This is a genomic window from Psychrobacter sp. JB385, from assembly GCF_900163785.1.
Classification (GTDB): domain Bacteria; phylum Pseudomonadota; class Gammaproteobacteria; order Pseudomonadales; family Moraxellaceae; genus Psychrobacter.
Genome location: NZ_FUKN01000013.1, coordinates 441,876 through 456,923, shown reverse-complemented (window position 1 = coordinate 456,923; position 15,048 = coordinate 441,876). Strand labels below are relative to the sequence as shown.

The 15,048-nt window shown below is 43.5% G+C and carries 14 protein-coding genes and 1 tRNA gene; 7 read left to right on the top strand and 8 right to left on the bottom strand.

The window, feature by feature from the left end:
- The first annotated feature begins 116 nt into the window (after positions 1-116).
- The 3 genes from CZ794_RS14075 (at position 117) to CZ794_RS09225 (ending at position 3,014) form a co-directional block, all read left to right on the top strand.
- The gene (locus CZ794_RS14075; RefSeq protein WP_087041308.1) at positions 117-674 is read left to right on the top strand and encodes a hypothetical protein; all 558 of its coding nucleotides are present in this window, start codon (positions 117-119) and stop codon (positions 672-674) included.
- A gap of 155 nt (positions 675-829) precedes the next feature.
- Complete coding sequence (locus CZ794_RS09230; RefSeq protein WP_087041307.1) at positions 830-2,248, top strand: deoxyguanosinetriphosphate triphosphohydrolase; 1,419 nt, start codon at positions 830-832, stop codon at positions 2,246-2,248.
- An 85-nt stretch (positions 2,249-2,333) separates the two neighbouring features.
- Entirely contained in the window at positions 2,334-3,014 is a 681-nt protein-coding gene (locus CZ794_RS09225) for a TetR family transcriptional regulator (RefSeq protein WP_087041306.1), read from the top strand.
- 21 nt (positions 3,015-3,035) lie between these two features.
- Here the strand turns inward: CZ794_RS09225 and gspK are convergent, their stop codons facing one another.
- From gspK to CZ794_RS09195, 6 genes are all read right to left on the bottom strand, one after another.
- The gene (gene gspK / locus CZ794_RS09220) at positions 3,036-4,106 is read right to left on the bottom strand and encodes a type II secretion system minor pseudopilin GspK (RefSeq protein ID WP_256958931.1); all 1,071 of its coding nucleotides are present in this window, start codon (positions 4,104-4,106) and stop codon (positions 3,036-3,038) included.
- A gap of 159 nt (positions 4,107-4,265) precedes the next feature.
- A complete protein-coding gene (gspJ, locus tag CZ794_RS09215; protein ID WP_087041305.1) occupies positions 4,266-4,991 on the bottom strand; it encodes a type II secretion system minor pseudopilin GspJ in 726 nt (241 codons plus the stop codon).
- Positions 4,988-5,491, bottom strand: a complete 504-nt coding sequence (gspI, locus tag CZ794_RS09210; protein ID WP_087041304.1) for a type II secretion system minor pseudopilin GspI — start codon at positions 5,489-5,491, stop codon at positions 4,988-4,990. Before gspI ends, gspJ begins: the two co-directional genes overlap by 4 nt.
- A 3-nt stretch (positions 5,492-5,494) precedes the next feature.
- Positions 5,495-6,313, bottom strand: a complete 819-nt coding sequence (locus CZ794_RS09205; RefSeq protein ID WP_087041303.1) for a prepilin-type N-terminal cleavage/methylation domain-containing protein — start codon at positions 6,311-6,313, stop codon at positions 5,495-5,497.
- Positions 6,314-6,467: 154 nt separating this feature from the next.
- Positions 6,468-7,151 carry a TetR/AcrR family transcriptional regulator gene (locus CZ794_RS09200; protein WP_087041302.1) on the bottom strand — a complete coding sequence of 228 codons (684 nt, stop codon included), beginning with the start codon at positions 7,149-7,151 and terminating at the stop codon, positions 6,468-6,470.
- A gap of 233 nt (positions 7,152-7,384) precedes the next feature.
- Positions 7,385-8,173, bottom strand: coding sequence for a TatD family hydrolase (locus CZ794_RS09195; RefSeq protein ID WP_087041301.1), 789 nt, complete (start codon positions 8,171-8,173; stop codon positions 7,385-7,387).
- Positions 8,174-8,368: 195 nt separating this feature from the next.
- Between CZ794_RS09195 and CZ794_RS09190 the strand changes: the two genes are divergently transcribed.
- Complete coding sequence (locus tag CZ794_RS09190; protein WP_087041300.1) at positions 8,369-9,034, top strand: acyltransferase; 666 nt, start codon at positions 8,369-8,371, stop codon at positions 9,032-9,034.
- Positions 9,035-9,055: 21 nt separating this feature from the next.
- On the opposite strand, the gene CZ794_RS09185 is transcribed toward CZ794_RS09190, so the two are convergent.
- Both CZ794_RS09185 and tsaA read right to left on the bottom strand, forming a co-directional pair.
- Positions 9,056-10,843 carry a GspE/PulE family protein gene (locus CZ794_RS09185; RefSeq protein ID WP_087041299.1) on the bottom strand — a complete coding sequence of 596 codons (1,788 nt, stop codon included), beginning with the start codon at positions 10,841-10,843 and terminating at the stop codon, positions 9,056-9,058.
- A gap of 114 nt (positions 10,844-10,957) precedes the next feature.
- Positions 10,958-11,797, bottom strand: a complete 840-nt coding sequence (gene tsaA / locus CZ794_RS09180; protein ID WP_087041298.1) for a tRNA (N6-threonylcarbamoyladenosine(37)-N6)-methyltransferase TrmO — start codon at positions 11,795-11,797, stop codon at positions 10,958-10,960.
- A gap of 447 nt (positions 11,798-12,244) precedes the next feature.
- Here tsaA and CZ794_RS09175 point away from each other — a divergent pair, with 447 nt between their 5' ends.
- The 3 genes from CZ794_RS09175 to CZ794_RS09165 all read left to right on the top strand — a co-directional run bounded on the left by CZ794_RS09175 (position 12,245) and on the right by CZ794_RS09165 (position 14,772).
- Positions 12,245-13,018, top strand: a complete 774-nt coding sequence (locus CZ794_RS09175; protein ID WP_062844254.1) for a ferredoxin--NADP reductase — start codon at positions 12,245-12,247, stop codon at positions 13,016-13,018.
- A 142-nt stretch (positions 13,019-13,160) separates the two neighbouring features.
- Positions 13,161-13,247: transfer RNA gene (locus CZ794_RS09170), tRNA-Leu, on the top strand.
- Between the two features lie 163 nt (positions 13,248-13,410).
- Entirely contained in the window at positions 13,411-14,772 is a 1,362-nt protein-coding gene (locus tag CZ794_RS09165) for a tyrosine-type recombinase/integrase (RefSeq protein WP_087041297.1), read from the top strand.
- The last annotated feature ends 276 nt before the right edge of the window (positions 14,773-15,048 follow it).

Below are 15,048 nucleotides of genomic sequence, written 5' to 3'. Positions count from 1 at the left end.
TAAAAGCCAATGTAGAGCAATCTATGTTGGTTTTTTTTATGGTTTATATGTTATATTATAACGTAACAATGTAGTTACTTTCATTCACCTACTTTTATATTTGTAAAGGCATTCCCATGATAGCGCTTACTCCTACTCACTCTAAAACGGTTTTACTTTGTGCGGCTTTTCTATTAGCAGGCGCAGGCTGCGAACAAAAAACCGAGTCTCCGCAAACTTCTAATGAAGTGGCAACGACAGAGGACGTCCATGCTGAGCATGAAGATCATGCTCATGAGGAACACGACCATGAAGAGCATGACCACGAACATAGCCACGACGGACACGATCATGAAGGACATCATCATGATCATGCAGACATGACGACCTATAACTGCCAGCCTGAACAAACCATTGAAGCTCACTATGATCCTGAAGATAGTGCCCAGCCTGCCACCAGCGCCCACTTATTGATCGATGGGATTGAGTATGATCTAACCGCCATGACTTTACCTCAAAATAATACTACTGGTGCTGCGTATGAGACCGATATTGGTATTGCGAATGATGCCGGTATGACATGGCAGTTAAATGCTGACGCCACGAAAGCAGTATTAAGCAATAAAACGTTGGACGGCAGTGTCGCGACAGAGGCTGAAGCCGTATTGTTTGATTGCCAAAAAGCAGACAGCTAAGATTTATTGATTAATACATATAACTGTCCCTTTAAAGGAGGTCGTTGTCTGTTTGAGATCAGGCAACGACAACAGATGAACCTATGCGACTATTTTGCTATGCTAAGAAGCAATAGAGTAAATACTGTCCGTTCATCACAGGGATTATAATAATAATGTCTAACCATCTAACCGTGTCTTCTACCACCACACAATGGTCACACTTACTCAGTGCTCAACGACTTGGTTCAACCAAAACGCCTAAAGCTGGTGAAACCACCCGCTCCCACTTTCATAAAGATTACGACAGACTGGTTTTCTCTCACTCTTTTCGTCAGCTTAATCAAAAAACCCAAGTTCACCCATTGACCAATCAGCTTGGTATTCATACTCGTTTGACCCATTCACTTGAAGTTTCTTGTATCGGTCGCTCTTTAGGTATGATGGCGGCAGAAAAACTGCATGATCAATTAAATAGTGGTATTCCTGCTGGCATCTCGCCAGCCGATGTTGGCGTCATTGTACAAGCGGCCTGTCTTGCTCACGATATTGGCAATCCGCCATTTGGTCATGCGGGAGAATACGCCATTCGTGATTGGTTTCGGCAACCCAACCCTCAAGCAATTTTGCAAAACCTAAGCATAGATGAGCAATTAGATCTGTTGGCATACGAAGGCAATGCACAGGGGTTTCGATTATTGGTGCGCAACGAGCACCATCCTGATAAAGACGGCATGCGGCTGACTTGTGCAACCTTGGGCGCTTTTATGAAGTACCCTTGGCTTGCCACTCACAGTAATGATGTTAATAATCCCAACATGGTCAGTAACGTACAAAAATTTGGCTGTTTTAATAGTGAGTCAGCACAGTTAGAAGTACTAGCCGCAACGCTACATTTACCTCGATCAGAGCAGCACGATGGCTTTGCCCGTCATCCACTGGCATATTTGCTAGAAGCGGCTGATGATATTTGTTACGCCTTAATTGATCTAGAAGATGGCATCAATTTGAATATGCTAACCTATACGGATGTGGCCAGCATTTTTTATGAGTTGATTGGTGAGCGTCCGAGCAGTATTCAACTACCAGCACATATGTCGGTCAGACAAAGCTTGGCCTCATTGCGAGCACGTGCCATGATGCGTCTGGTCAATACCGTGACCGATGCCTTTGTGGACAATAATAATGCTTTACTGGCTGGAAAGCTGCCCGGCAGCCTATTTGATCATTGCGATGCAAGCGTGCAAAATGGCATCAATCAAGCCAAACAGTTGGCACGTGAGCAGATATTCAATCATCCAAGCAAAGTCAGAATGGAGCTGATGGCAAACAAATGCTTGCACCGTCTCTTAGATGCCTTTATGCCACTTGCTTGGACAAGCAATCAAATGACCTCCACCTCACTATCTATGTCCTTTGAACAGCAGCGCCTACTGAGATTACTCCAACCCCATCTTGATGAGCATCACCGTACACTTACAGACAATCATTACCATAATATCTTAAACATCTTGGATTTTATTACAGGTATGAATGATCATGAAGCGTATCGTTTGGCGCAGGAGCTACAAGGGCATTGGGGGGCAATGGTGTAGTAATTGAATACAATTTGCGTATTTCAGTCGTATTTGTGCGCTGAAATGAGTATCATAAACCCCTATCGGATAATTTTGAACCATTATGAGCAGTCGCGAACAAAAGAAACTTCAAACTCGGCACGCCTTTTTTAATGCAGTGCTCGATCTGTGTATGACAGGACAGTCTTTTAGCTCTATTAGCCTCAGGCAGGTAACTCGTGAGGTAGGTGTGGTGCCGACTGCATTTTATCGACATTTCGATGATATGGAGTCGCTGGGTCGTGCGCTTGTGGTAGAAGAGTTGGGCGGCACACTCGCCATATTGAGCGACAGCTTACAGATAGGCCGCAAGCGCAGCTTTGATCGCCAGATTGCAAAAAGTATTCAGCTGTTTTTGTATATGGTCAGCGATCAGCCTTATTACTGGCAGTTTTTGGTCAGTGAGCGTTATGGTGGCTCAGAAGCTGTGCGCAAAGCCATTAATGAGCTGGTTAAAAAGCACGCGCACAGTCTTGCGGAAGATCTGGCGTTGCAGCCAGCCTTTACCCATATCAATGGGTATGATCGTCGCTTATTGGCTGAAGCGGGTGTCAATATGTTCTTTTCTTGGATCATTGACTGGTTGGAGCTGACCTATACAGAAGATCATGACGATGAGGTCGATTTGAATGAGGTTGAAGAGAATAAGCATCTCATGCTACATAACTGTACTCGCCAAGCGCAGATGCTGTTTTATGGCGCTTATAACTGGAAGTCGAGTGAAGAGACTCGTTTGAAAGATTAATCACTGGCTTTTTGATACCTATCAAAAACTGGGTCTAAAAGCCCAAAGACGCTGCGCTACTATCTCGATGGTCTTGGCTTTATCATCGTTCTCAGTACCACTGTTATTTTTGTTAGCACTATTAGCACCGCCGTTATTAGCATCATTATTGCTTTCTATAACGCTGGCATACGTTGGCGTTTTACTGATCAGTACGGTTGCAAAGCGCTGTCTGGTTTGACCGACACTACCACCATCGGTTGCTGTAATGAGCGCCAAAAATGCCTGACTGTCCACCGCCAATAACGTCGAGGTCTCTTTACGCTGCGCGTCGTCCAAACTGCTCAGCACTGGTAATTGCCACAGATCATCAACGGTTGCGATTGCCTGTTTTGATCTCATATCGACCAGCCCTTGCATCTGCTCGCTTGTAGCACCGTCCATCAAAGCCGCTAACAACACAGGGCTGGCTGTATTCACATTCACGGGTACAAAATAAGGCATCGCTGTGATATACGGACGTAGTGTTTTTAATACTTCAGCGTTGACGCCTCTCACTTCTTGTAACTGATCGATACTCACAAAAGACTGATTGGGCAAGGTCGTCGTATTTGACTGCTGCGTATATACTGCCGCCTCAGCACCGCCATCTTTATACACCTCACTGTCCGTGTCTTGATAATCAAGTACCGCAATAGCAATATCAGGCTCTAAATTTAATTGAGTCAACAGCCTTTGAAACATGGCGACAGCTGCTGTATCAACCGCACCATTTTGATATAAATTATTAATATTAAAGCGGCTGGCCTCATCACGCACTTCGATACCAATACTATGCTTACCCAAGGTGTATGGTGGTATGGGCTGTGCCCAAATGTCCTGTTCGCTGTCCGTATCATTGAGCTTATCATCAGCCCGAATCATAGTGAGCGCTAATTGCTGACCTGCATTGAGGTCTTGTAATAATTGATCTTGATCAAACAACAAACCACTGCGCCGAATAGCAATTTTTTGACTGGCAAGCATGGCCCCTGCGACCACAGTGATACTGACGACCAATAGCAGGATAGTCAGGAGCGCCACGCCGCGCTGAGAGTGCGCTGTCATTGACATAGGTAACTGCCTCGGTTATTGATTCTACGGTGCATTTTTAATGTCACCTTCTTAGTTACTGCTTTCTATGACATCGTTAAAGCCGCTCTGGGCGTCGTTGCCAGCAATATCACGATTGTTATTATGTCCGTCAAGAGAGTTTTGGTCATTAGAAGAATTCTAATTATTACTGACATTTTTATAACTACGTGGTATCGGCTGAGGTGCAAGTGCCCATTGCCAAGTGATTGGCATATCTTGATAAGTGAAGCTGACAGCCGTACCTTTTGGTAGTAAGGATACTTCAGGCTTTGTGACACCATCACTAGCTGTCTGCATAGCGCCACTATTCATATTAACATTACTACTATTTTCGTTAGGAAATTTGGCGCTTAATTCTGGTAGATAGGCTTGCCAACGTCCATCAGTGACGCCTTCGAGCAATACGCTATCTAAGCTAACACTATCACGTCCACCCTCTAAACTGGTGTATTGACGGCGAACCAAGCGCTCATCTACAAAAATATATTCAACATGCTGTATGCTATCACTGCTCTGATAGCGCGGATCAGGGTCGGCGTAGCGTACAAAGCTGATATGCTCTCCATCCAAGCTCATAAAAGGCTCTGGTACTGTTTCATTGGCTTGGCTATCCGCATTGAGACTGTTATTTGTCATATTATCTGACTGGGCATCGAGTGCTTGGTAAGGAATAATCTGATTCATGTCCTGCTGCAATTGTAGATAAGCATATTGCAACACAGCCAAGTGATCGGCATGCAACTGTGCCCGTTCACGAGCACGATTGACACTATCAAACACTTGCCATCCTGCCACCGCTAGCATGGCAAATATAGCCATCGCAACCATGAGTTCAAGTAGAGTGAACCCATTTTGCTCTTTCATAGGCCGCCCCCCACTTGTCCTGACATGCCCGTACTTTGACTGCTCATACTACCCAGATCCAAACTGCCCATATCTTGCTTCGGATTACTCAAGATCACATCAATATCTGTCACTGCATTGCGCACCTGTCCGTCTACTATGGGCGCAATAGCGATATTTACTTTTTTTAATGCAGGCGTGATGGCATCACTGACCGTCATCACCACTTGCCAATCACGGCCTTGAGCATTGACTGTCTGAGTACGATTTGCGGTTAGCCATGTCTTTTGAATATGTAAATCAGCTGCCGCATTTTGTGCGACGAAGTGTGCCAATGTGCGAGTGCGTAATATATCGACAGAGCTGAGATACGCACTACTTGCGCGGCTAGCAGCAACGGCAACCACTGCCAAAATGGCTAAGGCAACCATAACCTCGATTAAGGTAAAGCCACGCTCGTATTTGGATTTAGATGGCGCTGTCTTGATAACAGCGGGAGATGGTTTGGATAAAAGAGCCATCAGTTATAACTCCTGTCCGATCATCATACTGCCATCCGGCATAATCATAATCACCTCACCCACCAAGCGAGAATTGTGAATCACTTCAATAGTCACTGGTGTCGCTTGTCCCGTACCAAACCATAAAATCTGTGGCACGGTCTGACTGGTAAACCAAGGCTGTAGTGTCTGATTCTGATTAGCATTTGATGCGCCACCAGCATCCAAACTTTGTATTCTCAGACTGACACCAGTCGGTAACTCAGGCAAACTGACCTCTGGCTCGACTTCCCAGCTTGGCGTAGGCTGTTGCTCATCAGGCATACCTGTCAAATCTGACGATAATTCCATCACGTTTTTAGGACGACTGTCCATACTATTTGAGGGAATTTCAGGTGTTTGATAAGCGATATAAGGATTTGATAAAGTGACAATCACAGGTGCCACCTGACCTTGCTTATCCGCTTGTAGGCTCAGACCCATTGGCTGCATACGCTCCGCCGATAACAGTCGAACATAGCTCAATGAATCGGTAAGATGCTCATAGAATGCACGGTTTTTGCGAGATTCACTACTACCGACGGATAAGCTCATCATGCCAGCAAAGATGGATAAAATAACCACAACAACGACAATCTCAACCAAAGTAAACCCTGATTGTGAGCGTGGTAAATAAAGCAGACGAGAAGCAGGCGCGTAAGGATTTTTTTGCAAAGAGTGTTTATCAGAATAAGGACAATCTAACGGATTGATACTCGTTTTATCATATGACAGGTTTTCATAGATTAAGGCAGTATAGCCACTGGTCACTGAGCTGGACTGAATCTTGGCAGTGACCGGCATATTGCACCTATAAGCCCATAATAAGCAGGTTGTTGTATATACAGTAGTATGAGTAGCATCACGCTAAAAAAACAGAGTGGTATGTGTCGCCATCGCCTGTACGACGACACAGATTTTTGCACGCGCCCATTTATAGGGTTAACGCGTTAAGATATCAATAACTGGTGTTGCGGTGTTCTTCTGACTCGGTATCGATTTGCTCTACCAGCTCTTGCATATCCTCATCCATCACCTCATTCTCATGAGCCGGATAATGGCTTGGCAACTCAAGCATTTGCTGCACAAAAGCGTAACGCAAGGTATCACGGCGACCTAAATAACGCTGATAGAAGCTTGAATTCAATAACCCTGCTCCGCCTTGACCCATTGCCCAAATAGAAGAGAGATAATCACGAGTGCTTAGGCTACTGTGTTCGTCTTTTAGATAGGCACTAATGATATCAATCAAGCGTTTCATACGCTGACGGCGAATATCGTATAATTCACCAAATAAGCGATTGAGGCCTGTCACTGAGGCCGCCAAGCGTTCTTCAATTTGATTGAGTAGCATCGCTTTTTGTGGGTTAAACAGCTGCTGAAAAATCATTCGTGCCACGCCTGCCGATGGGCAGTCATCAATACGGTTAATTGCAAATAGCTGCTCTTCATAACGAATAATGATGCGCAAATAAAGCTCATCTTTACTAGAAAAATGCTTATATAGTGTGCCTTTAGCCAAATCAAGCTGGTCTGCCAAACTGTCTAAAGTGATATCACCATCGCCCGACTCAAGTAGCAGCTGCTCTGCCATCGCTAAGATATTCTCTTCTCGTGCTTTGAATTGGTGCTGACGACTCATAATCTCTCCTAAAACCTGACAAGTTTGGACATACAACCGTTGTTTGGATTAGCGCATCGGCAATGCAAGTATGCATCTATGCAAAGACGGCTCAAAAACAACAATAGAGGATATGCTTATATTTGCAAAATAGCTACCATCAACCATAGGGTTATACCGATCATTTGAATGGCTTAGCGCATGAGGTTTCAAGGCTAACGAATAAATGACTGATTGGTCATAGCATAACGATTTTAATGATACTGTGCCAGTAAATTTTCAAAGTTTTTTGCAGTTAATTTGCCTATATCTTCGGCGCTACAGTCATACATGTCTGCAATATAAGCGGCGACATAGGGCACATAAGCGGGCTCATTGGGTCTACCACGTTTGGGTACGGGTGCCAAGTAAGGACTGTCCGTCTCGATAAGTATCCTGTCTCTAGGCATTTTTTTTGCTGCATCTTGAATCATTTGGGCGCTCTTAAAGCTTACAATACCTGAAAATGAGATATAAAATCCCAAATCTAACGCTTGTTTTGCGGTTTCCCAATCTTCAGTAAAGCAGTGAATAATGCCGTGTTCAGCGCCCTCACTTTTTAGGATGTCGATGGTATCATCTTTGGCATCACGCATATGTATCACGAGTGGTTTTTTTAAATGCTGGCTGGCATGAATATGACGAGCAAGACTGGCTTGCTGCTCTTTTTTATTCTCAGTTGACCAATAGTAATCGAGCCCTGTCTCTCCTATTGCCCATACGTGATCGTTACTGGCCGTCTCTATGAGTCGCTCAACGGTCGCTGATTGTAAGACCTGAATGTCTTCACAAGGATGAATGCCCACACTCATACCAAGATTGAGGATCTCATCGCTATAAGTACTCACAATCTTGGCAATGTCTTCATACTCATTGAAGTCACACATAATGGCCATCGCCCGAGTGACGTTAGCGGCTTTCATCGCATCTATTGCGCCAGACAGTTGACCATCGTACTTGGCTAAATCTAAACGATTCAGATGGCAATGGGTATCAGTAAACATATATATTCTCGTTAATAAAAATGGATAAATAGCAAAATTGGGTTAAAAATTTAAAGTTGTAATAGTATTTATTGCTCTAAAGACTGCTGTTTTCAAGTGAGGTTTAAAAGTACACTATAGAATGGTTTTCGAAAACACATAAAATCGTCAGCAAGCAGCTCCATACAATTTTTACTTATTTATAAGCTTTTTATTATGAATTCTAAAAAAACCATCACCTTATCTCCGATCCTCAGAGCGGTATTACCAAAAAAGCTATATAGACGGAGATTTTTATTACAAGACAACGGTCATGACAACCGTATCAAAATTGCTAGAGATGTACGTATCATTGGCAATTCATCTATCACCATTCGTAAGGGTCATGATAATCAAATTACAATCGATGAAAAAGGCAAACTTAATCATTTAAAAATCGATATCAATGGCAATCACAATAAAGTCACCATTGAACAAAATGTCAAATTCTCCGGCCATCTATTAGTTGTCGGTAATCATCTACACATTCATATCGGTGCACATACCACCGCTATCGACTGCTATATCTTGGCACGTGATAAAAGTGTGAAAATTGGCAAATCTTGTATGATATCGCGCGGCATTGAAATCCGTGCTACCGATGTGCATAAGGTTTACGATTTAGAGTCCGATATGCGCTTAAATGCTGCTCATTCTGATGTCGTTTTAGGCAGTCATATTTGGATTGCCGCCAATGTGACTGTTTCTAAAAATGTCTCTATTGCCAGTGGCTGCATCATTGCAGCAGGCGCGTTTGTCAATAAATCAGTCACAACACCAAACTCTATGATAGCAGGCACGCCAGCAAAAATTATTCGCCAGAATGTACGCTGGGAGCGATGAACATAACGTCAATGCCAATCATCAGTGCAACGGCACGACGCGCATTACCTCTTCTATGGTAGTGACGCCTTCGCTAATACGTTTTGCGCCAGATAAACGTAGTGGTTGTACGCCTTCTCGGTATGCTTGTTGTTTGAGCACATCCAAACTTGCATCAGCAGCGACCAGTTTTTTTAAATCATTGGATAAGGGCATGATTTCATACAAACCCACACGACCCTGATAACCAGTGTGGCGACAGTGCTCACAACCTTGCGCTGTATAGATTTGAGCAGGCAAAGACGCACGCCAAGGCTGGACTAACTCTTGCCACTGGATGGCAATCTCGCTATCGGGTGTAACGTCTACTGCTTGCTTACAGTGCGGGCATAACGTCCGCAATAAGCGCTGAGCCATTACCCCTAAGATGGTCGCTGACGTCAAAAACGGTTGAATGCCCAAATCGTGCAGACGAGTCAATGAGCTTGGGGCATCATTGGTATGTAATGTCGATAATACCAAGTGACCAGTCAGAGAAGCTTGTACTGCCATATTTGCCGTTTCGGCATCTCGAATCTCCCCAACCATAATGATATCAGGGTCTTGGCGCATCAATGAGCGAATACCATCGGCAAAATGCAGCTCGACACCAGGATTGACCTGCATTTGGTTAAAAGCGGGCTCAATCATCTCAATTGGATCTTCAATCGTACAGACGTTGACTTGCTCAGTGGCTAACTGCTTAAGTGTACTGTATAAAGTGGTGGTTTTTCCTGAACCTGTCGGACCTGTCACCAGAATAATGCCGTTAGGATTGGCGGTCAACTCATGCCATGTCTCAAGCTGCTTGCCAGATAGGCCAAGCTGAGCAAATGAGCGTACCAATACTTCAGGATCAAACACACGCATGACCAATTTTTCACCAAACGCCGTTGGCATGGTCGATAAACGCAGCTCGGTCTCTAAGCCCTTTGGTGTGCGGGTTTTGAGGCGGCCATCTTGCGGCTTGCGTTTTTCAGCGACATTAAGCCGTCCTAAGATTTTAATACGTGCCGTCACTGCCACTATGATTGCCAATGGCATCTCATAAACAGTGTGGAGCACACCATCAATACGAAAGCGAACCTTGCCTGTCTCACGGCGCGGCTCTAGATGAATGTCACTGGCGCGCTGCTCAAACGCATATTGCAACAGCCAATCGACCACTCTGACGATATGCTGATCATTGGCATCGGGATTGGTATTATCGCCCAGCTGAAGCAATGCCTCGACATTGGTGACATCGGCAGCCGCTCGTTTATGGACACTATTCGCTCCAGCAATCGCTTGGGTGACTTGATAAAACTCTCGTCGATAGCGATGAATCTGGTCAGGACTGATATAGACTGTACGGTAGCTTCTAGACTTAATGAGCTTTTCAATATTTGCTTGCCAATCCGTATAAAATGGCTGATCTGTACCGATAACCACTTCATCACTTTTCACTTCAATCGGTAAGATATGCTGCGAGCGAGCATACTCAAAAGACATCAGTTGGGTCGCAGCAGGGACATCAACTTTTAATGGGTCGATACGAACCAGTGGCATACCTGCTTTACTAGCCAACCATTGGTTCAACCATGCAAGGGTAAGTTTGGTCTCAGCGTTTGGATCAAGAGCATGACCGTTTGGTAAACCAAACTCACTGATGGTAATCAGTGGATGCTGCGCTTTATCACGGCGGCTGGTAATCACTAAGTTGTAACCGCGCTGATCAATGACTTTATCTGCCAGCAGTTCATCAAGACACCAGCGCAGATCAATCACTATCGAATAATTTTGGACAGACATATTTTTCTTCTTATATTGTTGGTATAGAGACAAGTGTCAGTTTAGCGCTTTATCAATCACGGCTCTATCATTCATAAACAACTAACCCGTAAATGCGACGAGACGATTCTAACGTTATACACTCACCGCTACCACATCAGTTATCTGTAACTCATCTGATTCCGTCAACCGAAAGCTCACATCAACAGACTTATAACGCATCACAAACACCTTTTTTGTATCATCACGGCGATAGGCAGGACGCGGATCTTGAGCGATAAGCGCTTTAATCACACCCATGTCAGTGACCAGCAATTGGTTCTGTATTTGATAAATACGCGCAGCGACTGTATCAAGTTTTACCTCACTGACGTTATCAGCTAGATTTTCTTTATTTACCAAACCCATAAACTGCTCGTGAGCAGAGTCGGTCATCGTCACCTCTAATACTATAGGGGCAGATGGAGCAAAACCACTCACTGCATGCATAATTGCATCACTATAAGCCACATAAGGCTTAATATCGATGATTGGTGTGGCGTCGATCATATCGGCTCCGCTAACAACCAGTAATACGCGTCCTTCTACGACGTCAATACGTTCAAGCTTAACGACAGACAATCCTAAGGCAGAAGGTCGATACATGCTCCGACTGGCAAATACGCCTATTTTTTGATTACCACCAAGTCTAGGAGGACGTACTTGCGGGCGAAAACTGCTGTCTGTTCGATTGAGATTATTGTTTTTATCCATATAGTTATGATGAAAATGCCAACTGATCCAAATATGACTAAACGCCTCCATACCAATAAAAGCGGCTGGATCATCATAGGGCGCTAACATCTCAATGGTACTGGTCAGTGCTACCAGATTGGGCTGTCTTGGTGCGCCAAACTTTTGCGTTAGCGGCGCACGATGGTAACCAATAATAGGCGCGTGATAGCCTCCATGTTGAGACGCATTTTCACTAGGCATAACTCTACTCCGTAAATAACAGCACGCTTTTATCAAGCAAAATGGTTCAATCTTACAAAATTACTCGCTAACGATATTCCATTTTATCATGCTGCATCGCTGCTACTGGACGGATTTTTATTTTAAAGTTTGGTATTATGAGCGAGCGCTTCGATGACAGCCGTTCAATTTCTTATCTTTCTACAGACCTTCAAGCCATCTCTACATACTGACAATATCCCATAAAATGTTAGAATAGCGCTCAAATTTTTGGTCAATGAATACGTGATATGATCGAACGCTTGTAAGATTGATGTTTGAAAAACAACACTTGATACCGTCATCGATGCTCAATCCCTTTATTATCATCTTTAATATCATTTATCGTTTTTAATGTAACATTGAAAAAATACATTTAATACTCATTTAATTTAACGACACAGATAGCAACTTATTGACGAGGACTTTATGTCAAAACTTCGCACCGAAACGGTCACTGAGGTTCATCACTGGAATGACTCTCTATTTAGCATCAAAACCACTCGTGACGACGGCTTACGTTTTCGTAATGGCGAGTTTGCAATGATTGGAATCGTTGTCGATGGCAGACCGCTATTACGCGCTTATTCAATTGCCAGCCCTAACTACGAAGATCATTTAGAATTCTTTTCTATTAAGGTTCCAGATGGCCCTCTAACCTCACGCTTACAGCACATCAAGGTCGGCGATGAGTTATTGGTCAGTAAAAAGCCGACAGGTACACTGGTACTAGACGATTTGCTACCGGGCAAACACTTATACATGCTCTCAACAGGAACGGGCATGGCACCGTTTTTGGCATTGGCGCGTGATCCTGAAGTTTATGAGCGTTTTGAAAAGATTATTTTGGTACATGGGGTACGTAACGCAGAGGACTTAGCTTATCGCGATATGTTCGAAAACGAGCTACCCAATGATGAAATTTTTGGCGAATGGTATCGTGAAAAATTCATCTACTACCCTACCGTTACCCGTGAAGAATTTAGAAATCAAGGTCGTGTGACGGATTTGATGAAATCAGGCAAGCTTTTTGAAGATATTGGACTGCCGCCAATCAATAAAGAGGATGACCGTGTGTTGATATGTGGCAGTATGCCATTTAACGCCGATGTTTCAACCATTTTGGATGACTTTGGTTTAACCGTATCACCGCGTATGGGTGTACAAGCAGACTATGCTGTTGAGCGTGCGTTTGTTGGATAATGGGTATTTTTTCAAGTCAGTCGAAAATAATTTAAAATAATTCTTGACGGCTAAAAATAGGCTGCTATAATACGCAGCCTATACAGAGTTAACCCTGTAGCCCAATTCGATGATTTCTTGAATAGACATTATCTCCTTACATGCCAGTGTGATGGAATTGGTAGACATGACGGATTCAAAATCCGTTGCCTTTAAAAGCGTGTCGGTTCGAGTCCGACCACTGGTACCAATACATAGTTCTATACTATCTTATAGAATAGCTAAAGCCCCTGATATCAGGGGCTTTGTTGTATCTGACGTCTTATACTGTCCTGTGTTATCTATCCTAATCCATGCATCTGATGTACACTACTATGTACACTGGTTTTTAAATGTACATTGGGGTATCAGTCATGGAAGCTCGCAAGCCTATTAGCTCCGACCGCAGTATCAGTAGTCATAAAGCCGATGACAAAGAATATCTGGTCTCTGTCAAAAACCATCCCATGCTTTACTTAATGGTCAGACCTAACGGCACCAGATCTTGGGTTTATCGCTACTTATCCCCTACTCATTCAAAAAACAAACGCATATCGCTTGGCGTGTATCCAAACGTATCGTTCTCACGTGCCTGTGAAATCTGGCGTGACTATGAAGAACTATTAAGCCGTAACATTGATCCCAAAAACCACCGTGAAGAATTAAAGCAAAGTCTTATTAGCAAAACTAAAAACTCTTTTAATCATTTTGCATGGGAGTATTTTGACAGTTTGGAGCAAACTCAAAAAGGTAATACACTCATTCGTAAAAAGGGCCGTTTAGCGCTTATATGCTCTTATATTGGTAATGAACCTATTAGTGAAATTGACTCACCTAGAATGCTTGAAGTACTACTAGATATTCAGGCCAGTTCATTAAATAAAGCTGGTAAGCCCACAGATAAGGCTGAACGCTGTGCAGGTATCGCTAGTGACGTGTTTGTCTATGCTGGCGCTCGTGGTTTCTGTAGCAGCAATCCTGCGGCGCTTATCAAGAGTCAATTGGCTAAATCTAGCTATGGTCATCGTCCTGCCATCACCAAACCTAAAGACCTAGCCAAACTCCTGCGAGCTATTGAAACGATAGAAGGTGATTTAAATACTATTAATTCTCTTAGGCTATTAGCGCTACTGTTCGTGCGTAATGGTGATCTAAGACGTATGCGTTGGTCTGATATTGATCTAGACGCTGGCAGGTGGCAATTAAAGCCATTGAAGGGACAAGGCAAGGTAACTATGGTTAAGGATATGTTTGTTCCCCTACCTAATCAAGCCGTAGCTATACTACGTGAACAGCAAAAAATTAATGGTCATACCGAATATGTCTTTTTTAGCGAAACGGCAAAAAAGCATCAGATCATCTCTGAGAATACAGCAAACAAACGCCTCAAGGACTTAGGCTATCAAAACATACATTGTGCTCATGGCTTTCGAGCGACAGCAAAGACACTCTTACAAGAGCAGTTAAAGTATCCGCTTGTGCTTGTAGAGATGGCATTGGGTCATACCACTAAAGATCCTAATGGAAGCGCTTACGGTCGATTTGAGTACATTGATGATCGTAGCGATATGATGCAGAAGTGGGCTGACTATTTAGATGCACTCAGAGAAGGAAGAGATACGGCTGAGTTTAGAGCGGATGCACAAACCAAAGCTGACTCTACCGCGCAACTGCAAGCGTTAGTCGATCAGCTTGGAGAGGATAAGGTTTTAGAACTGTTGAAAAACAAAGGTTAAGATACTGCTTTCTAAGTAAATTGAGTCATATACTATTTACTAAAAAACGTTTAACAATCACTCTCAAAAGGCTCAATCAGTAATACATTTAAAGGTCTGCGCAGATGTCCATGTTTATTTTGACGAAATCACTCCAACCTATTTGATCAGTTAAATAAGTTTTATAGTAGTCTCCTACTCTACAGATTAAAGGCCTTTCACTATAGCTATTGCACAGATTACTCACCTCATTAAAATACTGACATACTCCATCATCGCGATCTAAGTAGATAGTTA

Coding starts and splice junctions, on each gene's coding strand:
- gspI (WP_087041304.1), bottom strand. CDS start 5,491: ATGGCTCTTTTATCCAAACCATCTCCCGCTGTTATCAAGACAGCGCCA.
- CZ794_RS14075 (WP_087041308.1), top strand. CDS start 117: ATGATAGCGCTTACTCCTACTCACTCTAAAACGGTTTTACTTTGTGCG.
- CZ794_RS09225 (WP_087041306.1), top strand. CDS start 2,334: ATGAGCAGTCGCGAACAAAAGAAACTTCAAACTCGGCACGCCTTTTTT.
- CZ794_RS09165 (WP_087041297.1), top strand. CDS start 13,411: ATGGAAGCTCGCAAGCCTATTAGCTCCGACCGCAGTATCAGTAGTCAT.
- CZ794_RS09205 (WP_087041303.1), bottom strand. CDS start 6,313: ATGCCGGTCACTGCCAAGATTCAGTCCAGCTCAGTGACCAGTGGCTAT.
- gspK (WP_256958931.1), bottom strand. CDS start 4,106: ATGTCAATGACAGCGCACTCTCAGCGCGGCGTGGCGCTCCTGACTATC.
- gspJ (WP_087041305.1), bottom strand. CDS start 4,991: ATGAAAGAGCAAAATGGGTTCACTCTACTTGAACTCATGGTTGCGATG.
- CZ794_RS09230 (WP_087041307.1), top strand. CDS start 830: ATGTCTAACCATCTAACCGTGTCTTCTACCACCACACAATGGTCACAC.
- CZ794_RS09190 (WP_087041300.1), top strand. CDS start 8,369: ATGAATTCTAAAAAAACCATCACCTTATCTCCGATCCTCAGAGCGGTA.
- CZ794_RS09175 (WP_062844254.1), top strand. CDS start 12,245: ATGTCAAAACTTCGCACCGAAACGGTCACTGAGGTTCATCACTGGAAT.
- tsaA (WP_087041298.1), bottom strand. CDS start 11,797: ATGCCTAGTGAAAATGCGTCTCAACATGGAGGCTATCACGCGCCTATT.
- CZ794_RS09200 (WP_087041302.1), bottom strand. CDS start 7,151: ATGAGTCGTCAGCACCAATTCAAAGCACGAGAAGAGAATATCTTAGCG.
- CZ794_RS09185 (WP_087041299.1), bottom strand. CDS start 10,843: ATGTCTGTCCAAAATTATTCGATAGTGATTGATCTGCGCTGGTGTCTT.
- CZ794_RS09195 (WP_087041301.1), bottom strand. CDS start 8,173: ATGTTTACTGATACCCATTGCCATCTGAATCGTTTAGATTTAGCCAAG.